This is a genomic window from Parafrankia sp. Ea1.12, from assembly GCF_900465275.1.
Classification (GTDB): domain Bacteria; phylum Actinomycetota; class Actinomycetes; order Frankiales; family Frankiaceae; genus Parafrankia; species Parafrankia soli.
In genome coordinates this window covers 20,088-46,309 of the sequence record NZ_UBIZ01000366.1, presented here as the reverse complement: position 1 = coordinate 46,309, position 26,222 = coordinate 20,088, and the positions used below count along the sequence as shown (strand labels likewise).

Here is a 26,222-nt window from a genome sequence, read left to right as displayed (position 1 = left end):
CTATCTCCTGTCCTCGATCGGGCCCGCCGGCTCGAACGCCGGCCACGCCAGCCCGTCGCGATCCACCCACGTCAGGCGCACCGGCATGTCGAGCCGGATCGCCTCGAGCGGGCAGTTCACGATCGGCGCCAGATAACGCAACCCCGGCTGTTCGACGAGCTCCACGGCGGCGGCCGGCACCGGCTCCGACAGTGCGGCGTTCGGATCCCGCTCCTGGTGGATCAGCGTGCAGAGGAACACGGAGCCCTCGCCGCTCACCTCGGTGGGCACGATGTCCCACGACCAGCACTTCGGGCACAGCGGGCGGTGTGGGTACACCCAGTAGCCGCAGGCCGAGCAACGATTGATCAGTAGCTTTCGCGCCAGTAGGCCCCGGTAGTGCTCGATGTTGTCCCGGTCGATCAGCACCGCGGGGAACGCGGCGAAGACGGCGTCCTCGGTCACATCGGCGAGGTCGGTCGCACCGGTCACACCGTCACCTCTTCTTTTGCGCGCTCGGCCAGGCCGACCCGGTCGAGCTTCCCGTTCGCCAACCGCGGAAGCTCGTCGAGGAACACGATGTCCCTGGGCATCTTGAACCGCGCGAGCCGGGTCTCGAGCCACGAGCGCAGGGCGTCGGCGTCGAGATGGTGGCCGCGGCGCACGACGACGTAGGCCCGCACCACCTCGCCCTTGCGCCGGTCGGGCACGCCGACGGCACCGCAGTACTCGACGGCCTCGTGGCTGGCGACGACCTTCTCGACCTCCTCCACCGAGACGTTCTCACCGCCGACCTTCAGCATCAGCTTCAGCCGACCCGCATAGGTGATGTAGCCGTCGGCGTCCATCGTGACGAGGTCCTCGCTGTGCAGCCAGCCGTCGGAGTCGAGGGCCCGGGCGGTCTCCTCGGGCTTGTTCCAGTAGCCCCGCATGGCGTTGCCGCGCACCCACGCCTCACCGACCGCCCCAGGTGGGACGTCGAGGCCGGTCACAGGGTCGACGACGCGGACCTCGTTACCCGGTAGGGGACGGCCCCCCGTCGTGCGCTGCTTGTCGGGCGGATCATCCGGAGCCGTCACCGACGCCGGCCCGTACGTCTCCGTAAGACCGAACGGGACGAACGTGAACGTGACATTGGGCATCACCCGACGGGCATCCTCGTTCGGCACAGCCGCGATCCGCAGCGACGACAGATCGCGCCCGTCCTCGATCGCCGCCTGCACGACCTCCGCAGGAATCACCCCGAACATCACAGTGGCCCGCTCGGACTCGATCAGCTCCGCGCCGAGGCGGGCGTTGAACGCCTCGGTGAACACGAGCGTGCCGCCGTTCACCAGCATCGTCATGAGGCCCCAGATGCTGCCGCCGCCATGGAAGAACGGCATCATGCTGAAGAACACGTCCGAGCCGCCGATCCCGATCCGGCGGGAGTGCAACGTCGCATTGGCGACGATGCCGCCTTGTTCGAGCATCACCCCCTTCGGGAACCCGGTGCTGCCGGACGTGTACTTCACCATCGCCAGGTCGCTGCCCAATACCTGCCGCTCCAGGCGATCGGCAAGCCCCCGGGCATCCGCGGCACTCGGGTCACGGCCCAGCGCCTCCAGCGCACCGAGGTCAAAGGCCCCGCCGTGCCGACCGCCACCGCGGTGGAAAATCACCACGTTGCGCAGGTCCGGGATCCCGGCGCTGAGCAGGTGCCCGGGCAGGTCCGCGGTCGCGAACTCCGGGCAGATCTCCGCGAGCATCGCGGGCATCCGCAGAGCCCGGAAGCCGTCGAGCAGGATCACGTGACGGGCACCGGACTGGGTAATGACGTAGGAGACCTCGGCCGGCTTCAGGAAAGTGTTGACAGGTACCGTCACCGCGCCGATCCGCATGCAGGCGAAGTGCGAGACGACCCACTCCGGCGTGTTCGTCAGCCACAGCACGACCCGGTCCCCGCGCCGGACGCCGATACTCGCCAGGCCGGCGGACAACGCCCGCGCCCGCTCGACCAACGTGGCATAGGTCAGCCGTTGCACGTTCCCACCGTCGTCAGCCGCGACAAGCGCGGCGCGGTTCGGGACCCGCTCCGCCGACGCGACGAGCATCTGCCACATCGTCCGCGCCCGGAGCTCGGCTAATACTGCCTTCTGGTCCTCGCTCATCATCGTCCTTTCGTCCAGCAGATCCATCGCCGGAACGGCCATCCTAGAACGTGACCTCCCCGGGGCCGGCGCGATGTCGAGCAGATCGTCGTCGCCTCCCGCTCTGGCCGCTCCCGCGATTACCCGCCACGATGCCGGCGGTTCACTGATCCGGTACAGCCGTACCGTGATCTCCCACAGAATCTTCCGCCCCGCCCCGCCCCGCCTCGACATGCCCGAGCCCGGCCGATATGGTCTCCTGAATGTTCCCGAACAGGCGGGTCGTGTGCGGGAAGTCGGTCTCGAACAGCACATGCCGACCGGCACCAGACCGAGGAAATTCCTCGGCGCGACCGACTAGAACAGTGGGTGACACAGACACTCTCCCGGAACAGCTCCGAGGGCAGCACGTCATTCGATCCATTCCTGTCCCAGCACGCGCCTGCCACCGTTCCCCGTCGATTCCGATGATCTGGGCTCGGCGCGTGGCTGTCTTCGCGCATTCGGCCAAGTCCTTGCCCGCTGCGGCCACCCGTCCGGCACGAGGGCCAATAGGTCACCGTCTGTGCACCCGCCCGGGGGGTTGGCGCGGGCCAGGGCGATGAGGCGACCCCGCTGGCGTTCGGTGATGCGCCGTTTGCGGCCGGCTCCAGTCCGGTCCCCCAGCCCGTCGAGGCCCTCGGCGTTGAACCGGGCCAGGTGTTCGCGCACGGTCTGCATGTGGCAGCCCAGCTGGGCGGCGATGGTGCTGGTGCGTTCGCCGTCCCAGCTGGCAACGATCATCTTCGCCCGCATGGTCCAGTCACCGGGAGCGTGCCGCGATCCGGCCAGCTTCCGGGTCCTCCATTCCTCCTCCGCGTTCGCGGGAGGGCGGGCATACAACAACTTCGGCATGAAAGATCGCCTCCCTTCCAGCATCCCGCCGGCACAGACGATCTACAACCATAATGAGGAACGTTGCACCAGTTACCATCAAAGACACTCATAGATCTTTCGCGCCCCCGTGGATCAACGCGAACAGTGTCATGGGTCCCTCATCTGGTCGGGCGTCTACTGCACCCCGACAACGCTTGTGTGAGTCGTTCGTCGAGCGGCCGCTGCAGGTGCATTGCTGGTTGACCGCCGTCAGTCCGAGGCGGGGAGGGCCTTGAAGGCGAAAAGAACATTAGCGACGATCTTTCAATATCAATATCAGAGCGTGACAGATCAGAGTGTGTCTTCGGATCCTGGTGTCAGAGTCGACTACTTCACCCGCCGCCGGGACCCCGCCCGCCACGCCCACCGGCTGATCGGCCAGCTCACCTCGCTCGGCTACCAGGTCACCGCCACACCACCATCAGCACCCGAACCAGACGGCCAGGCCTCCTGACGGTGCGTGCCGAGTTCCCATCGCAGGTCACCATGTTTTTTCCTAGAGCGTGGCGCCGTCGAAGAGCTGGTGGCGGTCTCGGCCCTGCCGTTTGGCTGTGTACATGGCGACGTCCGCGGCGCGTACGAGCTCGTCGGGAGTGGAGGTCGTGGGACCGGACAGGGCGATACCGATACTTGCGGTCACAATCCTCGCCTGTGTCCCGTGGGAGCTGAATGTCGAGACAGCCACGAGAACTCGGTCGGCGACCGCCTCGATCTCGTCTGTGGAGGTGATGTTTTGGCAGAGGACGGCGAACTCGTCACCGGCGAGCCTGGCGACGAAGTCGCCGGGACGGACGGCCCGGCGGATCCGATTCGCGACGGCGCACAGCAGATCATCGCCGGCCTGATGACCTAGCGAGTCGTTCACGGTCTTGAATCCGTCGAGGTCGACGAAGAGGAAACCGAGGCGCTGTGCGTGTTCCTGGGCTTCGACGATGGCCTGTCCGAGGTGATCGAACAGCGCGGCCCTGTTCGGTAGTCCGGTCAGTGTGTCGTGCAGAGACTGATGGCGGGCCTCGGCGGTGCTGTGGGCCGTCGACGCGGCGCTGGAGATCTGGGTGGCGGCCAACGTGAGGAAGGTGCGGTAGTCACCGTCCAGAGGGAGCCGATCGCTGATCCCGGCCACGAGGAGCCCGATGGGCGGATCGTCTCCTCCTGCGGTGAGGGGGACGACGAGCGCGCGGTTCGCGGACGGGACGTCGGTGATGGGCTGGAGCTCGAGCCGGTCGAGGAGCCGTCTGGAGATCAGCATCCGGCCGGAGATCAGCGAGTCCCCGAACTCGGGCAGAAGGCCGTCGGGGGCGAGCGTGCCCGGGCGGGAGAACACGTCCGGCACCGTGGCCAGTCCGGCCGTCGCCACGGGCCGCAGCACCGGCCGAGGGGTGCCAGGATCCCGTAGGAGGATCACACAGTACGGGACGTCCGCCGAGGTATGGCTCAGCGCGCCGACCGCGTTCGTGAACACTTCCCCGGAGGTTTGTGCGTGGACGGTGACACCCGCGATCTCGCGCAGGCAGGAGAGTCGCCGCAGGCCCACCACGTGCCGTGTCGTTTCGTGTGATGCCGTGAGTACCCCCAATACTTCGGCGGTCGGGATTCTCCGAATGGGGCTGAAGGAGAAGGTGAAATAGCATTCCTCAAGATACCCGTGCCGGTCGAGCAGGACCGACATATCCTGCGACCAGGTGGCCCCACCGCCGGACATCACCTGATTGAGTAGCGGCCCGACGCTGGGCATGACTTCAGGAAAGACCTCGCGAAAGGGTCGACCGATGCATTCTGGGTATTTATCCCCTATATGTTGAGCAAGCCCATCATTTTGGATAAGAATGAGGTCTGACCCCCATAGTACCTGCATCGGAAAACGGGACTCAAGGCAGATACTCACTGCCATCCGCAGCTCGGTGCACCAGCTGCGCAGCGGTCCGAGCGGCGTGGCGGACCAGTCCATGGCCGACATCAGTTGGCCCACCTCGCCGCCAGAGGCGAAAACCTGAGCCATCCCACGCGCACCATGCCCGGGGTCTGCCTCGGCCCGCCAGGTATCGCGAGGCTCCGGGAAGACTCTGGCGCCGCCCTGTGGGTCCTCTTTGCCCATTTCGCACTTCGTTCATTGGCCCGCCGGACCGGCGGGCACTGTCGGATATACACGGTTCCGCACATTGCCGCCAGTACTGCCGTTCCCTACTAATCTGCCGATGAAACGGCTACCGGGCCGAGAACACCATCGATGAGATCACCGGCGCCTTCGGTATCCCTTGCCCGGCGATGTACCGCCACCTGGCCCGCCCACATGGACGACCGCGACTGCATCCTGGTCGTCTACCGCACACCCGCCCCGGCAGGCTCTGTTGCACAGGCGAGGTCTGACTGTCTGGATGCCTGGCCTGTCATGATCGGGGCATGCGTCGAGGTGTACAGACCAAGTCGCAGACCGTTCAGCTTTGCCATATAAAAAGTGTAGTTCGCAGGACTGTTGCACCCACCGGTAGACGGTGACGTGATCGACCTCGATGCCGCGTTCGGCAAGCAGCTCCTCCGCGTCCCGGTACGACAGGGCGAACCGCAGGGGAGCCGTTTCAGGCCGCGCATCGGCTGGAGTCGGGCTTTGAGCCGGCCATGATCGGCTTCGATCCGGTTGTTCTCCGGGCCGCGTCGACGTGACAGGCCTCGGGCACCAGGTCGTCCAGGACCCGCGGGTAGACCGGGGCCTTGTCGGTGGTGACCTCCACCGGCCGCCGGCCATGAGACAGTGCCCGGACGAAGAACCGGCGGGCGGCGGCTTGGTCGCGGCGCGTGCTGGCGAGGACGTCGATGACCTGTCCGTGCTGGTCAACGGCCCGGTACAGGTAGGTCCACAGGCCGGCGACCTTCACGTAGGTCTCGTCGATGAACCACCTGTCGCCGGGTCGGTGCCGGCACGGCCGCGCGGCCTCGGCGAGCAGGGGCGTAAAGCGCTGCACCCACCGGTAGATCGTGACGTGATCGACCTCGAGGCCGCGTTCGGCGAGGAGCTCCTCGACGTCCCGGTACGACAGAGCGAACCGCAGATACCACCGCACTGCCAGCACGATCACCTCCGGCGGGAACCGGAACCCGGCGAACTCCGACGTCGGAACCGGTGGACGGACACGACGTCGACGCATCCTCTGATCATGACTGATCGGCGGCTACGCGAAGGTGGACATCGCCGATGCAACAGCAGCGCCTACGGACGTATCCGAGTGTGGGGCAGCCCGACCCGCCGCGGGAACGGGATCAGCGCCCCCGCGCATGCAGGCCACCGGGCCACCCGCGCTGCTACTCGACGCCCGCCCGTGTTCCGCGGGAGGCGACCGCCAGTGGCAGGCGCCTCAGTAGTAGTCGCCGCCGACCACTGCCACGTCCTCGAGTGTGAGGACGTAGTGCTTGCCCAGGAAGTTCGGGACGTCGTCGAGCGCGCGCTGACCGTACTTGGTGGCCCAGCCGGCCTCCATCGCCTCGACGCTCTCGTAGTCGAGCACTGCGAGCCCGTCGATACCGAAGCCGTTGTCCGGCTCGCCTGTCGCCGGGTCCGGCACCACATGCCGCTGGATGTAGCGGACCACGCCGGGAACACGCGCCGCGAGTGGGGCGTGGACCTTGCGCCAGTAGTCGTCGAATTCCTGGAACGTCATCCCCTCCTTACGTCCGAGTAAGGCGACGGTGCGGACGATTCCTGACTTCTCGGTCACTGTCTTCCCTTCGTTGCTTCGGTGGCCGTGTGGTTCGGGGGTTTGCTGGGCGGGATCCCACCTTGGTCCATACCCCGGAGTCATCCACCGATCTCTGTTGGGGAGGCCGAAGCGGCAGCGGGATGCTTAACTTCGACTTCATCGACGAGAAACCACACGATATCGTCGATGAAGAGGCGCTCGTGTGCGACCAGCGGTTCCGCTGCCTCGCTGGCAAACGCCGTGGCTACGTCCCGTTTGGAGTCGAACCAGAGCTCGGCGGCCCCGTCATAGGCCCAGGTGCGTGATGCGGGCAGACTCGGATTCTGGACATAGCGCCGCAGGCCGGGAAGGGCCCACACCAGAGGTGGGTGCTCGGCCTGCCAAAAATACAGGAACTCCTCACGTGTCAGCGATTGTTTACGCTTGATGAGAGCGATGATCTTAGGCATCTGATCTCCGTAGGAGACGTTTCAAGCTAACGTTCGTTAGTACACTCTAGGGGTGTCGGGGGGCACGGTCAACAGATCACCTTCCCTCAGTTCGGAGGAGGATTGCCGTGGTGTGCAGGAATCAGTTCGCAGTGATGTTCGACGTTGTTGGAGACGCCGGGGTGAGCCTGTGATGCCGCTGGATCTGCCGGACGAGGATCGGGCACTCAGGGCGACGGTGTCAGCGATCGCGCATGAGTTCGGTCACCGTCGGTATGCCGATTGTGCGGCCGACGGCCAGTTCCCGCTCGCGCTGTGGGAGCGCCTCGCAGAGCACGGATTCGCCGGAGTCAACGTGCCCGCGGAGCACAGCGGCGGCGGCGGTCGCCTGCACGACCTGATGGCGGTGGCCGAGGAGGTGGCCGCGGCTGGATGCCCGCTGATGACACTGGTCGTGTCGCCGGGGTTGTGTGCCCCCATCCTCGCCGCGCACGGCACGGTCGAGCAGCGGCGGAGGTGGCTGCCAGGCATCGGGTCCGGTCGGTCCCGCCTGGCGTTCGCCATCACCGAGCCGGACGCGGGCAGCAACAGCCACGCCCTTCTCACCCACGCCCGCCACGACGGCAGGAACTGGCGTCTTCAGGGCCAGAAGTACTACATCTCCGGAGTCGACGACGCCGAGGCGATGATGGTGGTCGCCCGTACTGGAACGTCCCCGGCCGGAGCGGCCCAGCTGTCGTTGTTCATGGTGCCGGTGGACGCGCGGGGAGTGACATACACGCCTGTCCGTACGCACGTGCTGGCCGCTGAGCGTCAGTTCACCGTTATCTTCGACGACGTCCGGCTCGGCGACGACCACCTCGTCGGCTTCGCCGGCCGTGGGCTGGCGCATGCGTTCGACGGCCTCAATCCAGAGCGGATCGTCTCGGCCGCGACGTGTGTGGGTATCGGGCGGTACGCCCTGGACAAGGCGGTTGCGTATGCGCGCGAGCGCCAGGTCTGGGGTGTGCCGATCGGGGCGCACCAGGCAGTGGCACATCCACTTGCCAGGGCCCTGGTGTCGCTCGAGTCGGCGCGGCTTCTCCTGCACCGCGCCGCCGACCTCGTCGTAGCCGGGCAGCACCAGGGATCGGCAGCGACGATAGCTAAGTACGCGGCCGCGGAGGCTGCGGCCGAAGCACTCGACGCCGCCATCCAGGTCCATGGCGGCAACGGGATGTCGCATGATTTCGGCCTGGCGGATCTGTGGGGTATCACCCGTCTGTACGGGATCGCCCCGGTGAGCAGGGAAATGAGCCTGAACCATCTGGCCGTGCACGAGCTCGGCCTGCCGAAGAGTTACTGACGCGTTCTGGCGCCGTCGGCCACCGGATCACGGTCGACGGCGCCAGAAACGCTGCGGTCGGCAGGACGCAGCGGACCGCCGGAACCGCGCGGCCGCACCGACTACGGCGCGTGCCGCCGGAGCATCAGCGCGGCCCGAGTCAGGACGCAGACAACCTCGTCCCGCTGGTTGATGGCCCGGTGCAGAAAATCCACGATTCCGGCGTTTGGCCGGCTTCTTGACTCCCGGGCGCCGAGCACCTCCGACTCCACGCGGAGAGTGTCGCCGATGAACACGGGCTTCGGGAACTGCACCTCCTTGAAACCGAGATTCCCCAGGGTGGTCCCCAGGGTCAGGTCGGTCACGTGGATGCCCGCGACGAGGCCGAGCGTGAACACGCTGTTGACGATGCGCTGGCCGTACATCGATCCGCGTGCGAACTCCTCGTCGAGGTGCAGCGGCTGCGGATTCATGGTCAAGGCGGTGAACAGCAGGTTGTCCGTCTCGGTAACCGTCCGGGTGGCGGCGTGCCGGACCACTAGGCCGGGCTTGAGATCTTCGAAGTGCATTCCTGTCACGGTGCTACCGCCTTTGGTGAGGAACCCGGCGCGAGCCGGTTGAACTCGATGATCTGCCGAGCGTTCTCGGCGTGGGCGAGGTCGATATGCTCGCCATCGAATAGAACTGCCCCGTGCCCTTCGGCCGCACCGCGCTCGTAGGCCTCGACCATGGCCCGATAGCGCTTCAGGTCGGTCTCGGGAACGGCGTATGCCTCGTTGACGACCGGCACGTGGCTCGGGTGGATGACCACTTGGCCGGTGAAGCCGAGCTCGCTGTTGGTCTGCGCAAAGGCACGCAGCCCGGACAGGTCGTGGATGTCCTGCCACAGACCGACGACGAGGTGGCGGACACCGGCAGCGCGCGCGGCCAGAACGACCCGGCTGCGGAGATAGAGGGTTTCCAATCCGGCGGGCGTCCACCGAAAGCCGACCTCCCGGGAGATGTCAGCGTCCCGTGCCGCGGCGGCCATCAGGCTGACGACCCGTGGCCCCTGGGCGATGGACTCGACGTTCACCAGGCTGCGGGCTGTCTCGAAGGAGGGCACCAGGCCCACGGTGCCGACCTCCATGCCTGCCCTGATCTCGAAATGGCGGACCAGGGCGTCGAACGCGACGAGATCGTCGGCGCTGTGGACCTTAGGCAGCAGGAGAGCGGTGATGCCGGGCCGCACGACCGCCTCCAGGTCGGCGCCGAAATGCGGGGTGTCCAGTGCGTTGACGCGGACGATGAGGCCGGCGGGAGTCCGGCCCGCGAGCCGGGCGATCGAGGCGGCGGTCGTGTCGCGGGCTGCCTGCTTCTCGCCGTCGGGAACGGCGTCTTCCAGATCGAGAATCAGCGCATGCGCGCCGGCGGACAGCGCCTTGTCGACCCAGGCCGCCTTGTGGCCGGGAACGAACAACCAGGAACGGTAGGGCAGCATGCCAGTCCTCACGGGCGGCCGGTCGAAGATCGGTGGATAGGGGGCAGAGAGCGTCGACGAAGGGCGGAGAAGGCGGGATCGGTGCCGGGGAAGGGCGGGTCACGGCCATCCCAGCAGATCACGCAGCCGACTCTTTATGATCTTTCCGCTCGCATTGATGGGCATCTGCTCGAGTTCGAGGAAGGCGAAGTGCTTCGGAATCTTGTAGCCGGCCAGTTCGGCGCGGAGAAACTTGCCGAGGTCATCCGCTCCGGCGTAGGAGCCTGGCCGCAGGACGACCACCGCGCGGACCTCCTCGTCCCATTCCTCGCTGGGTACGCCGACGACGGCACACTCCATGACCGCAGGGTGGGTGTGGAGCAGCTGCTCGATTTCGGAGGCGTATACGTTCTCGCCACCGGTCTTGATCATGTCCTTGATTCGGTCGCGGAAGAACAGATTGCCGTCCTTGCCGCGGACGGCGAGGTCTCCTGTGTGCAGCCAGCCATCGCGAAGTACGTCCCTGGTGGCTGCCGGCTGCCCGAAGTAGCCCGTCATCAGTGCGGGCCCGCGCACGCAGATCTCCCCGAGTTCGCCATCCGGGATCTCCTGCCCGGCCGGATCCTGGAGCTGCACCTCGGCGAAGGTGTACTCGGACCCCACGGAGCCGTCGAGGTCAGGCCGCATGATGTCTGCGTTCCGCAGCCTGGTCACCATCGGACCTGCCTCGGTCAGCCCGTAGCGGAAGAAGAGCTCCACGTCGGGAAGGGCCGCCCGGATGGCCTCTTTGTCGTGCATCCGCAGCAGGCCCGCGCCCGAGTGGATCTGGCGAAGGCAGCGCAGGCCCGGGCGGCTCAGCACCCCTGCCGTGAGAAGGCGCCGCAGCATGTTGGGGGTGGCGAAGGTCGAGGTGACCCGTTCGCGCTCGACGATCTCGGCGAAGCCCTCCTCGGTGAACCTGCGCAGGACCGCCGTGGTGCCACCCGCGATGTAATGGGGCGCGAAGACGGTCAGTAGAGACGCGGAGTGGAATAACGGCACGGTGCACAGCCCGACCTGTCCCTGACCGGCTCCGAACCGCAGGTCAACCAGTTCGTTGACTGCGTTGAAGACCACGCTGCGATGGGAGAGCTCCACGCCCTTGGCGAAGCCCGTCGTGCCCCCGGTGAACAGAATCACCGCGGGGGCTTCGGGGCTGAGAGCGACGTCCGGTTCGACCGGTTCGTGGCCGAGGAGTTCCCCGTAGGAGCTCGCCTGGCCGAAGCAGCGGAACCTGTGGTCGATCTCGGCGTGCACGGCGGCGTCGAAGGCGGAACGGAACTCCTCCTCGACCAGGACGACGCTCGGCGTGGTCAGCGCAATGCCGTGGATCAGCTCGGCGGGCGTCCAGCGCCAGTTGAAGGGTACGTAGACGGCTCCTGCGGCGACGATGCCCAGGAACGTCTCCAGGGCAAAGGTGCTGTTTCCGGACAGCACGCCGACACGGTCGCCGGGCCGTACTCCGTTTGCCGTCAGGCCGGAGGCGAGGCTCCATGCCCGGTCCGACAGCTCCCGGTGGGTGCTTCGGCTCAGCCCGTCCACCGCCGCGGGAAGGTCGGGATGTCGGCGCCGGTTGAGCCGGATGAAGTCAGGGAGCAGGAACATCGGCGGCCTCCGTTTCTGGGTGGATGTGCGGGGACGCGCCCTGCGGCGACGGCGACGGCGACGCAGTGCTCGGAGGCGCCGGCCCCGGGTTCCCGGCGGCGCCCGTGGCCTGGCGCGGTGATCGGAGGACAGCCCGGAGAAACTCGGCGCGCGACACACCTAATCGGCGGCGGGCGCCCACGCGGTGGTGGGCGCTGCGCGGGCGTCACCGCCACCGCACGTCGACATACGAGCGTTCGTTAGTCTGCGTGTCCCACAGGGTAAGTGTGCTGGTAAGCGGCGTCAACGGCTGTATACGGGCGTAGACAAACTTACGTCCGTTCGTCTATGGTCACCGCGATCGCCGGTGCCTTCGGGAGCCTGGCCGTAGCCGTCTTCGACCAGCCGCGCCGGCGAGCCAGGCGTGAGCGCTGGGCAGCGAGGGAGAGTTATGAGCATCGAGCGTCAGACCGACCTCTTCATCGGCGGTCGGTGGGTTCCGGCGCGTGGGGTCGCCTGGGCAGATGTCGTCAACCCGGCGACAGAGAAGCCGATCGCCTCAGTGCGCAGCGCCGGCGACGCGGATGTCGATGACGCAGTGCACGCGGCCAGGGCGGCCTTCGAGGAGTACTCGCTGACATCGGTCGATGAGCGGATCAAGCTGCTGGAGCGGCTCCTCGAGGCGTACGAGCGGCGGCGCGACGACTTCGCAGCCGCGCTGACCCGCGAGATGGGCGCCCCGACGAGCCTGGCGCGGGGCGCGCAGGCGGACCTGGGCGTGGCCCACCTCCGGCGGACGATCGAGGCGGTGCGGCGCCAGGAGCTGGAGGAGGTCCGCGGGACATCGCGGATCATCTGCCAGCCAGCCGGCGTCGCAGCGCTCATCACGCCGTGGAACTGGCCCGTCAACCAGGTCTTCACCAAGGCGGCGTCGGCGCTGGGCGCCGGATGCACCATGGTGCTCAAGCCCAGTGAGTACTCGCCGCTCGATGCTGTGCTGTTCGCGGAGATCGTCGAGGAGGCTGGGGTGCCGCCGGGCGTCTTCAACCTGGTGTTCGGCGAGGGGCCTACCGTCGGCAGTGCGCTGGCCAGGCACCCCGGGGTGGACGTGGTCTCGTTCACCGGCTCGACCCGGGCGGGCCGGCAGATCCTCCGCGATGCCGCCGACACGATCAAAATGGTGCACCTGGAGCTTGGCGGCAAGTCACCCAACGTGATCCTTGATGATGCGGACCTGGAGACTGCCGTGCGCAACGGCGTCGCGGCATGCTTTTCCAACAGCGGACAGTCGTGCAGCGTGGCGACCCGGATGATCGTGCCGGCGCACCTGCTCGAGGACGTCGTCGCCATCGCGCGGAAGACCGCCGAGGAGTTCGTGACCGGCGACCCGACGGACGAGGCGACCGCCCTCGGTCCGCTGATCAATGATCGTCAATTCGCGCATGTGCAGCGGCTCATCCAGAGCGGCATCGACGGGGGCGCACGCCTGGTGACCGGCGGCCTCGGCCGGCCGGCGGGCCTGGAGCGTGGCTACTTCGTCCGGCCCACGGTCTTTGCGGATGTGACGCCGGCCATGAGAATCGCGCAGGAAGAGATCTTCGGTCCTGTCCTGAGCATTCTCACCTACGACACCGAGGATGAGGCGGTGCGTATCGCCAACGACTCGATCTATGGTCTGGCCGCCGTGGTCCAGTCCGCGGATCGGGCACGCGCCGTCCGGGTGGCGAGAAGGATCCAGGCCGGCCATGTGTACATCAACCACGAGTTCGCCGCGTACGCCGCCATGCCGTTCGGTGGGTGGAAGCAGTCTGGTAACGGCTATGAGCATGACGAGTGGGGTGTGCGGGGCTTCCAGATCCTGAAGGCTGTGCTCGGCGCCGAGGAATGACCCGGCCAGCAGCCCGGTGACGCCGGCACCCCGGCCGGCCGATTGTGTTCTTCCGGCCGGCTGGGGTCTCAGAGCGCAGCGAGTCTTACGATGCCGAGCTGGCGCAGAATTACCTGTGTGTAGCAGTCGACCACCTCCTCCAGTGACATTGGGCCGTCCTCCCGGTACCACGAGGACAGGTGCGTTCCGATCGCCAGGATCGAGTACGTCTGCAGACGGTTGTCAACGGAATCTTCGGGGAGGTCCGTGCCAGCTCCGGCGACGAGTCGCCGGAGCTGGCATTCGTACTGGTTCCGGCGGCTGGCCACTTCCTGGCGGGCCTCTGCCGTGAGAGCACGCAGCTCGGAATTTCCGATGAACACGTCCCGAGAATGGGTCGCGTGAAAGCGGAGATGACAGTCCAGAGCTCTGACGAGCCGCTTCTCCGCGTCCTCCTCGAAGCTGATGGCCTCCTGCATCGCGGCCAGTAGCCCGTCCATGATCTCTATCATGATCGTCTGGAGGAGCTCGTTCTTCCCTCCGATGTGGTTGTAGAGGCTGCCCACCTGGATTCCGACGGCCGCGGCTATCTCGCGAAGGGACGTCGCTTCGTAACCGCGCTCGTAGAAGAGCCGGGCGGCTGCCTCGCGGATCGCGATGGCCGTGGAGTTGCCGTTCGTTGGGGTCATGGGCCTCTCCCGACCATGTAGTTCTTCCGGCCACGTTTCTGGAATGCAACCCCAGTCTAGTCTCCGTGTGTTACGGACCCGGCACCATCCCGTTGCCGGATGATGGTTCGACTCGATGGCCACAGCAACCCATGGATCCTGAAGCGGAGTGGCGTTCCGCGGGCACCTGATGACGCCTGACGACTGTGCACAGGTGGCTGCAGAACGCGTGTGGATCTCAACCTCGGGTGCGAACACGCGAGGCTTCTCCACCTCTTGCCAGCGCTACCAGCATAGCTTAGTGTGAACCACCTAACGAACGTTAGTCTCCCTAGCGTGATCGAGCTGGTTCGCGAGGGCGGGGGCAGAAAGGAGCGCGATGAAGACCAAAGCTGCTGTGATGTGGGAGAGCGTCGGGAACTTCGAGATCACGGAGCTCGATCTTGATCCGCCGAAGGCGAACGAAGTCCTCGTTCGCTACGAGTACGCGGGTCTGTGTCACTCCGATGAGCACCTGCGGCATGGCGATCTGGTCATCACGCCGCCGATGGTTGGGGGCCATGAGGGAGCGGGCGTGGTCGAGGCTGTCGGTCCGGGGGTCCGCGACCTCTGCCCGGGGGACCACTTCATCTCCTCGTGGATGCCCTACTGCGGCCGGTGCCGGTTCTGCATGATGGGCAAGTCGAATCTGTGCGACAACGGCGCCTATCTGATGGCTGGAAAGATGCTGGACGGCACGCAGCGGCTTCACGCCAGGGGGCACGACTTAGGCGGTGTCGATCTGCTGGGAACGTTCTCCCAGTGGAATGTCATTCCCGAGTCCGCCGTCGTGAAGATCGATGAGAGCCTGCCGCTGGACGTCATGGCGATCCTCGCCTGCGGGGTGCCTACAGGCTGGGGATCGGCTGTCTACGCGGCGGGCACGACGCCCGGCGACGTCACAGTCGTCTATGGCATTGGTGGCATCGGCATCAACGCCGTCCAGGGCGCCCGGCATGCAGGCGCCCGGGTGATTGTGGCAGTCGACCCGCTGAAGTTCAAGCGCGACACTGCACTCAAGCTCGGGGCCACCCATGCCTTCGAGACCGCGGCCGAGGCGCATACCTTTGTCTGGGACCTGACGCGCGGCCAGGGCGCCGACGCGGCGATCGTCACAGTCGGCCTGGTTGACGCGCAGGTCGTTTCCGAGGCTTTCACGATCATTCGGAAGGCCGGCACGGTGGTCGTGACGGCACTTGCCAACCCGAACACACAGCTGGCGATTCCGAGCCTCGAGCTCACTCTGTATGAGAAGAAGATCGTCGGGAGCCTCTTCGGGTCGGGCAGCCCACATCAGGACATCCGTAAGATGATCGATCTTTATCAGGCCGGGCACCTGCACCTGGACGAGCTCATCACCAGTCGTTACCCCCTCGAAGGGGTGAACAAAGGCTATGACGACCTCCTCGAAGGCGTCAACATCCGCGGCATTCTCGACATCGACCACTGACATCCGTCCGCAGGCTGGGGGAATATCAATGACGGCACCGGACGGTCAGGACTCGGGAGGCGTGCCCGTCGCCGAACTTGTGGCACGACTCGCGCGTCTCGAAGATATTCGTGCCATCGAGCAGCTCAAGTACCGCTATGCCGGCTACTGCGATGACTCGTACGATCCCGAGGGCATCGCCGGCCTTTTCGCCAAGGATGGCCGCTGGGTCGTCGACGGTGAGGGCGCGACTCTTACCGGCCATGACGAGATCAAGGCTCATTTTCGGGCGCTGTCGGAGCGGATCTCCTGGGCCCAGCACTATGTGATCGCGCCCCGGGTCGAGGTCGCGTCGGACGGCGAGACCGCCACCGGCCGGTTCTACCTCATCTGCTTCTGCACGATCGAGCGCACGGAAGACCCGAGTGAGAAGGATGCGGTGATTCTCACGCTCAACTACACCGATCAGTTCGTCAGGCGCGACGGGACCTGGTATTTCCAGGAACTGCTTGGTCGGACCCACCAGGTCTCCAACTGGGACCAGGGCTGGGTCAGGCAGCCCTTCCGGCCCTGACCCGGCGGGGAACCGCCTGAATCCCGGGACCGTGTACGTCCTCCCGGCCGGGCGGGGCCCGTACCGCCGCACGTTCCAACATTCTTCCCTCCAATTGTACAAAGGGGTTCATCGTGCCCAGAAGATGGCTGAGGCGGGCGGTCGTGGCGACCGCGGCGGTCTCGCTGCTCTCGGTCGCGGCCTGCTCTGCGAGCGCGCCGGCGACCGACTCCGCCGCGGATTCCGCGGAGGTGGGAGCCGCGGGTTCCGATAGAGCGGTTCCCGTGCAGCAGCTCTGCGGTGACCGGCCGCTCAAAATTGCCCATGTCGCGGGGTTCGGCGGGAACTCGTGGCGGCGCATCACGCAGGCGGAGCTGGCCGACGAGTTATCGGCCTGCGACAACGTGACGCTCAAATACACCCAGACCGACGGCGACCTGCAGAAGTACATCACCGCGATCAACTCCTACACGGCGCAGGGTTTCGACGCGATCATCACCTATGACGACTTCGGTAGTCAGGCTCTGAGCGCGCTTCAGCAGGCGCACCAGGCCGGAGTTGTCGTCGTGCCGTACATCTCCGACCCGGGCGGGAAGGTCGGAGTCGATTACGACGGGTACGTCCAGTACAACTTCGACACCGAAGGCGACGCCATGACGCGGTGGCTGGCCAAGATTGTCGACCCAGGTGCCCGCATGCTGTTCACGGGCGGCCTGGCGGGAGGCAGCCCCTCCACGCTGGCGCTGTTCGAGGCGGTCAGGCAGACGAGCGAGGAGATGGGTGATCCGGTCACCTCGCTCACGGATCAGCCGGTGCCCTCGAGCTGGGACCCTGCCTACATGCAGCGGGCGGCGGCGGGCGCGCTGGCGAAGTATAGCCAGATCGACGCCATCGTCTCCGACTACGGAAATGCCGACAAGGGGACGATTCGGGCGTTCGTGAATGCCGGCCGTAGTATCCCGCCGCTGGCGACATCGGCAACGGACAACGAGCTCGGCTGCATGTGGGTGGATCTGCACGAGGCGAACCCTGATTTCGAGCTGTTCACCCTGGACGGCACCACCACCGTTGTCCGGATCGCGGCACGAAAGGCGCTCGCAGCGCTGGGCAAACTGCCTGACAACGAGCCGACGAACTTCGACCTCAAGGTGTTCGTTGATACGGTGAACGGAAAGCTGCCGACCTGCAGGAAGGACCTGCCGCCGGACGCAGACCTCTCTTCCGCGCTGTCACCGGAGAAACTTGCCGCCGTTTTCAGCTGACGGTGCATCCGCGCAGTCAGGGAAGGAAGGAGGGATGCGGTGACGCAATCCGAAGTCGTTGACGACGACCGGCTGTTACCGACGGCCGATCCCCGGACGGTGGTCCTTCGGTTGGACCAGATCGAGAAGCGATACCCCGGTGTCCACGCGCTCAAAGGGGTGTCCCTGCGGGTGCACGCCGGGGAGATCCACGCCCTGGTAGGGGAGAACGGCGCCGGCAAGTCGACCCTGGTCGGCGTGGCGGCGGGATCCGTTCGCGCTGACACCGGCACCGTCGAGATCGGCTCGGCGGTCAGCGAGGAACCGTCCCCGGAGTGGGCCCGGGAGGCGGGCCTGGCCATCGTCTACCAGGAGCCGGCTCTCCTTCCGGATCTGACGGTGGCGCAGAACATGGCGCTGGCGATGCCGCAGGCGCAACGTCCGGCGCTGCGGGCGCAGGGGCGCTGGGCCAGGGAGATTCTCGACCGCTGGCAGTCGTTGGCCGACATCGATCCATCGCTGCCCGTCCGTGAGCTACGGCCTGATGCCCGCTTCGTGGTGGAGATCGGTCGTGCGCTGGCCGAACAGCCCCGGGTCATCGTGCTCGACGAGCCCACAGAGCATCTGCTGCCGGCGGCGGTCGAGGAGTTGTTCAGACTCGTCCGGGAGCACGTGGAACACGGGGGCGCGGTCGTCTACATCTCCCACCGCCTCGGTGAGGTGATGCGGATCGCTCACACGATCTCGGTGCTCCGCGACGGTGCGCTTGTCGGGACCTTCGACCGTGCGACGGTGAGTGAACCCGAGATCGTGAACCTGGTGGTCGGCCACGAGGTCACGGTCGGCGAACATCGGGCGTCCGGCGGCGACGTGCAGCAGACCGAGAGATTCGCCGTCCGTGGCCTTTCGGGACAGGCTTTCCACGATGTGACCCTGTCCGTGCGGGCGGGTGAGATCCTCGGGTTCGCGGGCATCGAGGGCCAGGGGCAGCGGGAGGTGCTCCGCGCGCTGGCAGGCCTGGAGGACGGCCGCGGGGAGGTACGGGTCAACGATCGTAAGATCAGTACCCGTAACCCGTCAGTCGCCCAACGCGGGGGAGTGCTCTATCTCCCGCAGGATCGGCATAACGAGGGCGTGTTCGCGCATCTGTCGCTGCGAGAGAACGCCGCCGTGACGACGCTCAGGCGGTTGTCGCGCTGGGGGCTGATGTCGACCCAGACCGAACGGCGAGCCATCCGCGGCCAGTTCGAGGCGCTCAGAGTCAAGGCGCCGTCGATGGATGTGGAGATCGCGTCGCTATCAGGCGGCAACCAGCAAAAGGTCGTGCTCAGCCGGGTGCTCCTCGCCGGCTCACAGGTGATCCTGGCCGACGAGCCCACCCAGGGGGTGGACGTCGGGGCACGCGAGGAGATCTACGAGATCCTCCGGGAGACCGCACGCCGCGGAATCGCCGTCATCGTTCTGTCCTCCTCGAGTGCCGAGCTCGCGCAGATCTGCGACCGGGTCGTGGTCTTCTCCCGTGGCCAGGTGGTGGCCGAGCTGGAGGGCGCGGCCCTCACGGACCACGGCATCACGCAGGCCGCGCTGACCGCGAGCAGGGCCAGGGCCAGCGCTGCCGAAGACGAGGCCACTCGACCCGCTCCCGCCGCCAACTCGGTACCACGGAGGCTGGCTCGCAACGACCTGATGCCCTCGGGCGTCCTGGCGCTGGCGATCCTCGTGCTCGGTGTGGTCGCGGTGAATCACACCGAGTTCTATCTGACGCAGCGGAACTTCAGTCTGGTGCTCCCGCTCCTCGCGCTGCTCGCCTTCCTCGCAATGGGTCAGCAGATGGTGATGCTCGTCGGTGGGATCGACCTTTCGGTGGGACCACTGGCAAGTTTCCTGGTGGTGGTGGGCTCCTTCTCGCTCGCTGCCTACCGCTCGCCGGCCGGCATGGTTTTCGGTGTCGTTCTGCTGGTCCTCGTCGCGGCTGCGGCCGGGACGGTGAACTGGGTGCTGGCGAGCGTTCTCAAGATCAGTCCGATCATGGCGACGCTCGTGACGTTCACCCTCCTGCAGGGGCTGGCGTTCCTGCTGCGCCCGCTGCCTGCGGGGCGGATCGACCCTGTGTTCCTCTCCAAGGTCCAGACGACCTGGGGGTTCGTGCCCGTGATGATGGTTCTTGCCATCGCGGTGGCGATCGGGCTCGAAGCATGGCTCCGGCTGTCGTCGCGGGGCGTCCGCTTGCGGGCCGTGGGTTCAAACCCACGAACAGCTGAGCGGATCGGACTGTCATCCCGCCGGGCCAGCCTTGTCGCCTATGTCGGATGCTCTGTGCTGGTCGTTCCAGCGGCCCTGTTGCTGATGGCCCAGGCCCGTACCGGGAATCCCAGCATTGGCGACAGCTACACGCTGTCCAGCATCGCGGCCGTGGTGCTGGGCGGGGCGTCCATCTTCGGTGGCCGCGGTTCGTTCGTGGGCGCGCTGGTGGGCGCGGCCCTCATCACTCAGGTCAACACCGTCGTGCAGTTCCTGGGCCTGGAACTCTACTGGCAGCAGTGGCTCCTGGCGGGACTCACGATCGTCTCCGTGGCCCTCTACTCCAAGACCCGGTCACTGATGACACGGAGCGTGGCATGAGCGCCCACCTCGTCGGCACCGGAGCGGGTACTGGCACGGACGGTGAGAGCAGAGCGCAGGCGAGCGACGGCGAGAACGGAGCGCGAGCAGGCAGCGGGACCGGGCCCGGCGCGCGGACGGCACCCCGGAAACTCCTGGCCCGCATGGGCCCCAGACGAGGTCGACGGTGGCCGGACTCCGCGCCAGTGCTGATCGTCACGGTCGCGCTGTTCCTGCTCAGCTGGTTGATCGCGCCGGGAAGCGTCTCGCGGAGCGGGATCGACTCGCTGCTGCCGTTCGCCGGCATCCTGGCGATGGCGTCGGTGGGGCAGACCCTGGTGATCATGCTGCGTGGCATCGATCTCTCCCTGCCCGGAATGATGACGTTAGCGGCTCTCGTGAGCAGCCAGTACGCCGCGGACCACGGCGACAACGTCATCGCCGCCCTGGCCGTCGTCACCGTCATAGCCGTCGTCATCGGCGTGCTCAACGGCGTCATCGTCACCGTGTTCTCGGTGACGCCGCTGGTTGCGACGCTTGCCATGAACGCGGGCCTGGTGGGCGCAGCGTTGGCCTACTCGGGCGGGACACCGACCCGGGCCCCGGAGGCAGTCGCCTCCTTCTCCCTGAACAAGGCCCTGGGGATCTCCAACACGGTCTGGCTGGCGCTCGGTCTCGTGCTGTTCACGGCGGTGGCGACCTCGCTCAGTACCTGGGGTCGGCGGCTGGTCGCGGTCGGAGCCAGCGAGCGAGCCGCACGGGTCGCCGGCATCCGGGTCGCCCGGGTCCAGATCGGCGGGTACGTCGCGGCGGCTCTGTGCTACGCCGGCGCCGGCGTAGTCCTGGCGGGTTATGTGAGCACCCCGAACACGAACGCGGGCAACTCCTACCTGTTGCCGTCGATAGCGGCCGTGGTGATCGGGGGAACCGCGCTCACCGGCGGGCGGGGCACGGTCGTGGGCTCGGCGATCGGGGCGCTGTTCCTCAGCCAGCTCACCCAGCTGGTGTTCTCCCTCGGCGCGCCGTCGTCGACACAGTTGATCGTCCAGGCGGCGCTGATCGGGATCGCCGTCACAGTGCGCGGCCTCGATCTGCGTGCCTGGCTGGCGCATCAGACCACACGGAAGGCGAGGCACTCATGAGTGACGCAGCGGGAACCCCAGGCGCGGGCCGGGTCGCTGGCAAGGCCGCCTTGGTGACAGGCGCCGCTCGAGGACAGGGCCGAAGCCACGCCCTGCGGCTGGCAGCGGAGGGAGCGGACGTCATCCTCCTCGACGCCGTGTCGTCGATCGAGAACATCGAGTACCCGATGCCGGACTCTTCCGCGCTGGAGACGGTTGCCAAGGAGGTCCGTGCACTCGGCCGCCGCGCGGTGGCGGTGGAGGCTGATGTCCGAGATCTGGACGCCGTTGCGGCCGGGACCGCGGCGGGGGTGGCGGAACTGGGCCGCCTCGACATCCTGGTCGCCAATGCCGGTGTTCTCGGCAGGGGCCGTCAGACCTGGGAGTTCAGCCGCGAGGAGTGGGACACCGTCGTCGACATCAATCTGACTGGTGTCTGGACGTCCGTCAGGGCCGCCGTACCCCACATGATCGAGGCCGGGAACGGCGGCTCGGTGGTGCTGGTCAGCTCCATTGCCGGACTGCGTGGAATTCCCGGAGTCAGCAACTACTCGGCGGCAAAGCACGGTCTGGTGGGTCTGGCGGCCTCGTTGGCGAACGAAGTCGCGCGACACGGCGTCCGAGTCAACACCGTGCACCCCACGAACGTTCACACGCCCATGATCGACAATCCCGCGTCGGCTCGAATGTTTTCGCCGGGTCTGGAGAATCCGGATGTCGACGACACGGCCGAGGTGCTGCAGCGCATCAATCTGTTCCCGATTCCCTGGGTCGAGGTCGAGGACGTGTCCGCAGTAGTCCTGTGGCTGTCGTCGGACGAGTCCAGGTACGTCACCGGAGCCGCGATCCCCGTCGACGCCGGAATGCTGGTCAAGTACAACGGGTGACCGTCGTCCAAGCATGTGCGCGGCGCGACCATCTTCGTCTCGAAGGCCTGAAGGGCAGCTTTTATGAAGCTTGGCGGTGTCTACTTCTTCACCGACGACGGGCCTGACCCCGTCGAGTTCGCGCAGGCGGCGGAAGCCTATGGGTTCGAGTCGCTCTTCCTGCCTGAGCACACACATTTTCCGCTATCGCGGCGGACGCCGTACCCCGCGGCCTACGGCGGGGGGGAACTGCCGTCCTTCTACCTGCACACGCTGGACCAGATCGTCACCCTCTCCATGATCGCTTCCGGCACGCGGACCCTCCTGCTCGGCACGGGCGTCTGCCTGCTGGCCCAGCATGACGCGATCGCGAAGGCGAAGGAGCTTGCCACCCTCGACTTCCTGTCGAACGGACGTCTCCTCTGCGGCGTCGGTTTCGGCTGGAATCAGGACGAGGCCGAGTCACATGGCGTGGTCTGGAAGCGGCGGTTCAGCATCCTCCGGGACAAGGTCCAGGTGATGCGTGCCCTGTGGACCCAGGAGGAGGCCAGTTACGAGGGCACCGAGGTCTCGCTCGTGCCGAGCTGGTCCTGGCCCAAGCCGAAGCAGGCGGCTGGCCCGAAGATCTACCTGGGGGGCGCCGGCCCCACCACCATGCGGCACGCCGCGCAGTGGGCGGACGTCTGGTACGTCGTGCCACCGCCGCATGATCCCACGCTTGAGGCGTCCATTCCCGCGTTCTGGAGGACCGTCGACGAGGTCGGCCGCGACCGCGACTCGATCAGCATCGCAGTGGCCTCGGCGCCGCCGGACCCCGCGGTGCTTGAGCGCTACGCGGCGCAGGGCGTGGAACGGGCCGCCCTGTGGATCGACCCGGCCGCGAGTCCGGCGGGAGGAATGGCGAACCTTGACGCGGTCGCCAAGGTGGTCGCCGCGTTCAACAGCTGAGCCCAGTGGATCAGTGCCGCGTGGCGGGTGCCTGGCCGCCTGCCCGCGCTCCAGCACTTCGGAACCGGGAGCTATCGACGATGTCTTTCGACGTCCGCACGCCGCCCCACGTTGGCCGGGGGCCGAATTTTGACGATCTGACTGTGGGAACGGTCATCGATGGTCCTGGCATGACGATCACCGACGCGCATCTGGTCACGTGGGCCGGGCTGACCGGCGACATCGTCTCCCTGCACCTGGACGAGACGCTCGCGGCGCAGACCCGGTTCGGATCCCGAATCGCGCACGGGCCGCTGATCATGAGCCTTGGGCTCGGTCTGTTCACACAGACCGGAATGCTCCGCAACGTCGTGGCCTGGCTCGGGGTCGACCGCGTTCGCGCCCTGTCGCCGGTGCGTATCGGAGACACCGTGCACCCGCGAGTGACGCTCACGGCTGCCCGCACTACGTCCTCCGGCGACCGGGGCATCTGGACCTTCGCCTACGAGATGGTAGATCAGCGTGACGAGGTGGTCATGACCTTCACGAGCGACCTCATGATTGCGCTGTCGTAGACAAACGAGCGTTCGTTTGTTAAGGTCGGATGTGTCGGATGTGTCGGATGATGTGGTCGATGTCAGTGGGTGGATGCGGGAGGGGATTCGCGATGCGGCTGGCCAGAATGCGGACATCCGAGGGCCCACGGGTTGTGGTCAGCCTTGACGGGGTGACATTTCTCAGCCCGTTCGAGACCTTCGGAACGGCCTTTGCAGCCGGGATACTTGAGAATCCTGGCGAGCATGCCGTCGCGGAGATTTCGGCCCCGGTCGAGGTCTCGCTTCTACCGGCGGCCGACCCGGTGTCGAAGGTGATCTGCGTCGGACACAACTACCGCGATCACATTCTGGAGCTGGGTCATCCGCTGCCCGAGTACCCGAACGTGTTCAGCAAGTTTCCCGAGGCGCTCGTCGGGCCCGCTGATCCGATAGTGCTCAGTCCCGAGGCGAAGGCGTGGGACTGGGAGGCCGAGCTCGCGCTGGTGATCGGCCGGCGAGCCCGCCGTGTCTCGCCCCGGGAGGCGGGTGCCTTCATCGCCGGCTACACGGTCGCCAATGATGTCTCCGCGCGCGACTGGCAGCGTCGGGGGACCCAGTGGCTGCTGGGAAAGACCTTTGAACGGACCACGCCGATCGGTCCCTGGATCGTCGCCGGCACTGTGGTCGATCCGCGGGACGGCCTGACCGTCACCTGCTCTGTGGACGGTGTGGAGAAGCAGCGGGCCTCGACGAAGGATCTCGTCTTCCCGCCCGACGTGCTCGTCTCCTACCTCTCGCACGTCCTGGCACTGCGGCCCGGTGACATCGTTCTCACCGGCACGCCGGGCGGGGTGGGAGTGGCGCGCCAGCCGGCGGAGTTCCTGGCGCCGGGCAGCGTCGTCGTCACCACGGTCTCGGAGCTCGGCACCCTGTGGAACGTGTGTGTCGAAGCCGACGTCCACTGAATCGACCGAAAGGCTGTCGGATGTTCTCGAAAATCCTCGTGGCCAACCGTGGTGAGATCGCGGTTCGGGTCATCCGCACCTGCCGCGAGCTCGGCATCGGGAGCGTCGCCGTATATTCCGATCCTGACCGCGACTCCCTGCACACCCGGCTGGCGGACGAAGCCGCGGCCTTGGACGGGGCGGGTGCGAAGGACACCTATCTCGACCAGAACAAAATTATTGCGGCGGCTGTGGCCTCCGGCGCGGAAGCCATTCATCCCGGCTACGGGTTCCTGGCTGAGAACGCCGGTTTCGCCCGTGCGGTCGATGCCGCCGGTCTGACCTTCATCGGGCCGCCGGCCGCGGCGATCGAGGCGATGGGTGAGAAGGTCGCCGCGCGGGAGACCGCGGGCACCGCGGGAGTCCCCCAGGTCCCGGGCAGCAAGGGCGCGATCACCACTGTCGACGAGGTCGTCGAGTTCGGGCGTCAGCACGGCTATCCACTGGCGATCAAAGCCTCCTACGGGGGCGGCGGCCGTGGGATGCGCACAGTGTGGAACGAGGGGGAGGCCGCTGAGGCGTTCGAGGCCGCGCGCCGTGAGTCTGCCGCCGCGTTCGGCCGGGACGAGGTGTATATCGAGCGATATCTCGCCAACGCTCGGCATGTGGAGGTCCAGGTCTTCGCCGACACCCACGGCACCGTGGTCTGGCTCGGCGACCGCGACTGTTCGGTTCAGCGTCGGCATCAGAAACTCGTCGAGGAGGCCCCCGCACCCGGTCTGTCTCCGCGGCTGCGGCAGGCGATGGGGGAGGCCTCGGTTCGGCTGGCGTCGGCGGTCGGCTACGTCGGGGCCGGCACGGTCGAGTATCTCGTCGAGGCTGAGCGGGACGCCTTCTACTTCCTTGAGATGAACACGCGGATCCAGGTCGAGCACCCGGTCACCGAGGAGACCCTCGGGCTCGACCTGATCGCCGAACAGATCCGCGTCGCCGGTGGCGGCCGCCTCAGCGTCACCTCCTCAGGGCCCTCCCCCCGCGGGCACGCCATCGAGATCCGCGTCAACGCGGAGGACGTCGCGGAGGGCGCCTTCCGGCCGTCCCCCGGGCCGGTCAGCACGCTGCGGGTGCCCGTCCGCCCGGGCGTGCGGTTCGACGGTGGCTACGACACCGGCGACGAGGTGCTGCCGTACTACGACAGCCTCGTCGGCAAGCTGGTCGTGTGGGCGCCGACAAGAAGCCACGCGATCGAGCGCGCCCTGGGCGCCGTCGCCGAGCTGCAGATCGAGGGCATCCCCACAACACTGCCCGCGGCAGCCGTGATCCTGAACCATGCCGACTTCCAGAACGCCCGGATCAGCACCCGCTGGCTCGAGCACGAGGTGGACCTTCCCGCACTGCTGCCGGCACCCGGAGTGGCGACCGACCCCGACGACTCCGATCACCCTGACCACGCTGACCAGGCCGCCGAGAACGACGAGCTGCTCGATCGGCAGGAGGTCTACGTGGGTGGCCGCCTCTACCGCATTCCCCTGCCCGCGGCGCCGACGCTGACAGCCGTCGCGGCCCCGTCCGCCGCGGCCAGGAACGGAACCGCCGGCCGGCGACGTGGCGAAGCTGCCGCGCGTCGCCCGAAGAAGGCCGCCGCCGGGACGGGCGCACTGGTGAGCCCCATGCAGGGGACGGTGATCAAGATCAATGTGAAGGAGGGCGACCTCGTCGAGGAGGGCCGGGTCGTGCTCGTCCTGGAGGCCATGAAGATGGAGAACCCGATACGGGCAGCGATCGCCGGAACCGTGACATCCCTGCTCGCGACACCGGGCCTGGTGGTCAGCACAGGCACCCTGCTCGGCGAGATCACACCGTCGGCGGGCTGAGCCGACC

At 67.0% G+C, this 26,222-nt stretch carries 23 protein-coding genes and 2 pseudogenes; 13 read left to right on the top strand and 12 right to left on the bottom strand.

The window, feature by feature from the left end; all coding sequences use genetic code 11:
* The 3 genes from FMEAI12_RS20810 to FMEAI12_RS20795 all read right to left on the bottom strand — a co-directional run bounded on the left by FMEAI12_RS20810 (window position 1) and on the right by FMEAI12_RS20795 (window position 2,903).
* The gene (locus FMEAI12_RS20810; RefSeq protein WP_112107514.1) at window positions 1-471 is read right to left on the bottom strand and encodes a Zn-ribbon domain-containing OB-fold protein; all 471 of its coding nucleotides are present in this window, start codon (window positions 469-471) and stop codon (window positions 1-3) included.
* A complete protein-coding gene (locus tag FMEAI12_RS20805) occupies window positions 468-2,342 on the bottom strand; it encodes a class I adenylate-forming enzyme family protein (protein WP_235014245.1) in 1,875 nt (624 codons plus the stop codon). The genes FMEAI12_RS20810 and FMEAI12_RS20805 overlap by 4 nt, the downstream gene beginning before the upstream one ends.
* 177 nt (window positions 2,343-2,519) lie before the next feature.
* Window positions 2,520-2,903 carry a helix-turn-helix domain-containing protein gene (locus FMEAI12_RS20795; RefSeq protein WP_200835356.1) on the bottom strand — a complete coding sequence of 128 codons (384 nt, stop codon included), beginning with the start codon at window positions 2,901-2,903 and terminating at the stop codon, window positions 2,520-2,522.
* Between the two features lie 418 nt (window positions 2,904-3,321).
* Here FMEAI12_RS20795 and FMEAI12_RS20790 point away from each other — a divergent pair, with 418 nt between their 5' ends.
* Entirely contained in the window at window positions 3,322-3,477 is a 156-nt protein-coding gene (locus FMEAI12_RS20790; RefSeq protein ID WP_200835355.1) for a hypothetical protein, read from the top strand.
* Between the two features lie 42 nt (window positions 3,478-3,519).
* On the opposite strand, the gene FMEAI12_RS20785 is transcribed toward FMEAI12_RS20790, so the two are convergent.
* The 5 genes and pseudogenes from FMEAI12_RS20785 to FMEAI12_RS20765 form a co-directional block, all read right to left on the bottom strand.
* Window positions 3,520-4,758, bottom strand: coding sequence for a GGDEF domain-containing protein (locus FMEAI12_RS20785; RefSeq protein ID WP_235014243.1), 1,239 nt, complete (start codon window positions 4,756-4,758; stop codon window positions 3,520-3,522).
* 738 nt (window positions 4,759-5,496) lie between these two features.
* Window positions 5,497-5,589 (bottom strand): annotated as a pseudogene (locus tag FMEAI12_RS20780) (IS6 family transposase); the annotation flags it as partial.
* 2 nt (window positions 5,590-5,591) lie between these two features.
* A pseudogene (locus tag FMEAI12_RS20775) lies at window positions 5,592-6,166 on the bottom strand (IS6 family transposase); the annotation flags it as partial.
* A 207-nt stretch (window positions 6,167-6,373) separates the two neighbouring features.
* Window positions 6,374-6,676, bottom strand: coding sequence for an EthD family reductase (locus FMEAI12_RS20770; RefSeq protein ID WP_200835354.1), 303 nt, complete (start codon window positions 6,674-6,676; stop codon window positions 6,374-6,376).
* Window positions 6,677-6,813: 137 nt separating this feature from the next.
* Window positions 6,814-7,164, bottom strand: coding sequence for an EthD family reductase (locus tag FMEAI12_RS20765; protein ID WP_112107511.1), 351 nt, complete (start codon window positions 7,162-7,164; stop codon window positions 6,814-6,816).
* Window positions 7,165-7,336: 172 nt separating this feature from the next.
* On the opposite strand from FMEAI12_RS20765, the gene FMEAI12_RS20760 reads away from it, so the two are divergent.
* Window positions 7,337-8,488 (top strand): acyl-CoA dehydrogenase family protein, encoded by a 1,152-nt coding sequence (locus FMEAI12_RS20760; RefSeq protein ID WP_112107510.1) that lies wholly within the window; start codon window positions 7,337-7,339, stop codon window positions 8,486-8,488.
* 101 nt (window positions 8,489-8,589) lie between these two features.
* Here the strand turns inward: FMEAI12_RS20760 and FMEAI12_RS20755 are convergent, their stop codons facing one another.
* The 3 genes from FMEAI12_RS20755 to FMEAI12_RS20745 all read right to left on the bottom strand — a co-directional run bounded on the left by FMEAI12_RS20755 (window position 8,590) and on the right by FMEAI12_RS20745 (window position 11,570).
* Window positions 8,590-9,045, bottom strand: a complete 456-nt coding sequence (locus FMEAI12_RS20755) for a MaoC family dehydratase (RefSeq protein WP_112107509.1) — start codon at window positions 9,043-9,045, stop codon at window positions 8,590-8,592.
* Window positions 9,042-9,947: a CoA ester lyase gene (locus tag FMEAI12_RS20750; protein WP_112107508.1), complete on the bottom strand. Its 906-nt coding sequence runs from the start codon at window positions 9,945-9,947 to the stop codon at window positions 9,042-9,044. Before FMEAI12_RS20750 ends, FMEAI12_RS20755 begins: the two co-directional genes overlap by 4 nt.
* A gap of 99 nt (window positions 9,948-10,046) precedes the next feature.
* The gene (locus tag FMEAI12_RS20745; protein WP_112107507.1) at window positions 10,047-11,570 is read right to left on the bottom strand and encodes a class I adenylate-forming enzyme family protein; all 1,524 of its coding nucleotides are present in this window, start codon (window positions 11,568-11,570) and stop codon (window positions 10,047-10,049) included.
* A 430-nt stretch (window positions 11,571-12,000) separates the two neighbouring features.
* On the opposite strand from FMEAI12_RS20745, the gene FMEAI12_RS20740 reads away from it, so the two are divergent.
* Window positions 12,001-13,437 (top strand): aldehyde dehydrogenase family protein, encoded by a 1,437-nt coding sequence (locus FMEAI12_RS20740; RefSeq protein ID WP_112107506.1) that lies wholly within the window; start codon window positions 12,001-12,003, stop codon window positions 13,435-13,437.
* Between the two features lie 68 nt (window positions 13,438-13,505).
* On the opposite strand, the gene FMEAI12_RS20735 is transcribed toward FMEAI12_RS20740, so the two are convergent.
* On the bottom strand, window positions 13,506-14,105 hold the full coding sequence (locus FMEAI12_RS20735; protein ID WP_112107505.1) for a TetR/AcrR family transcriptional regulator: 600 nt from the start codon (window positions 14,103-14,105) through the stop codon (window positions 13,506-13,508).
* Window positions 14,106-14,463: 358 nt separating this feature from the next.
* Between FMEAI12_RS20735 and FMEAI12_RS20730 the strand changes: the two genes are divergently transcribed.
* From FMEAI12_RS20730 to FMEAI12_RS20685, 10 genes are all read left to right on the top strand, one after another.
* On the top strand, window positions 14,464-15,573 hold the full coding sequence (locus FMEAI12_RS20730; protein ID WP_112107504.1) for an NDMA-dependent alcohol dehydrogenase: 1,110 nt from the start codon (window positions 14,464-14,466) through the stop codon (window positions 15,571-15,573).
* Between the two features lie 28 nt (window positions 15,574-15,601).
* Window positions 15,602-16,126 (top strand): nuclear transport factor 2 family protein, encoded by a 525-nt coding sequence (locus FMEAI12_RS20725; protein WP_200835353.1) that lies wholly within the window; start codon window positions 15,602-15,604, stop codon window positions 16,124-16,126.
* Between the two features lie 143 nt (window positions 16,127-16,269).
* Window positions 16,270-17,367 carry a substrate-binding domain-containing protein gene (locus tag FMEAI12_RS20720; RefSeq protein WP_200835352.1) on the top strand — a complete coding sequence of 366 codons (1,098 nt, stop codon included), beginning with the start codon at window positions 16,270-16,272 and terminating at the stop codon, window positions 17,365-17,367.
* A gap of 39 nt (window positions 17,368-17,406) precedes the next feature.
* Complete coding sequence (locus FMEAI12_RS20715) at window positions 17,407-19,968, top strand: ATP-binding cassette domain-containing protein (protein WP_112107502.1); 2,562 nt, start codon at window positions 17,407-17,409, stop codon at window positions 19,966-19,968.
* Complete coding sequence (locus tag FMEAI12_RS20710) at window positions 19,965-21,089, top strand: ABC transporter permease (protein ID WP_200835351.1); 1,125 nt, start codon at window positions 19,965-19,967, stop codon at window positions 21,087-21,089. Before FMEAI12_RS20715 ends, FMEAI12_RS20710 begins: the two co-directional genes overlap by 4 nt.
* Complete coding sequence (locus FMEAI12_RS20705) at window positions 21,086-21,955, top strand: mycofactocin-coupled SDR family oxidoreductase (protein ID WP_112107501.1); 870 nt, start codon at window positions 21,086-21,088, stop codon at window positions 21,953-21,955. Before FMEAI12_RS20710 ends, FMEAI12_RS20705 begins: the two co-directional genes overlap by 4 nt.
* 63 nt (window positions 21,956-22,018) lie before the next feature.
* Window positions 22,019-22,882: a TIGR03619 family F420-dependent LLM class oxidoreductase gene (locus FMEAI12_RS20700; protein WP_112107500.1), complete on the top strand. Its 864-nt coding sequence runs from the start codon at window positions 22,019-22,021 to the stop codon at window positions 22,880-22,882.
* A gap of 80 nt (window positions 22,883-22,962) precedes the next feature.
* Window positions 22,963-23,436, top strand: a complete 474-nt coding sequence (locus FMEAI12_RS20695) for a MaoC/PaaZ C-terminal domain-containing protein (RefSeq protein ID WP_112107499.1) — start codon at window positions 22,963-22,965, stop codon at window positions 23,434-23,436.
* Between the two features lie 92 nt (window positions 23,437-23,528).
* Window positions 23,529-24,362, top strand: a complete 834-nt coding sequence (locus FMEAI12_RS20690) for a fumarylacetoacetate hydrolase family protein (protein WP_112107498.1) — start codon at window positions 23,529-23,531, stop codon at window positions 24,360-24,362.
* Between the two features lie 20 nt (window positions 24,363-24,382).
* Entirely contained in the window at window positions 24,383-26,215 is a 1,833-nt protein-coding gene (locus FMEAI12_RS20685) for a biotin carboxylase N-terminal domain-containing protein (RefSeq protein ID WP_112107497.1), read from the top strand.
* Window positions 26,216-26,222: the final 7 nt, after the last annotated feature.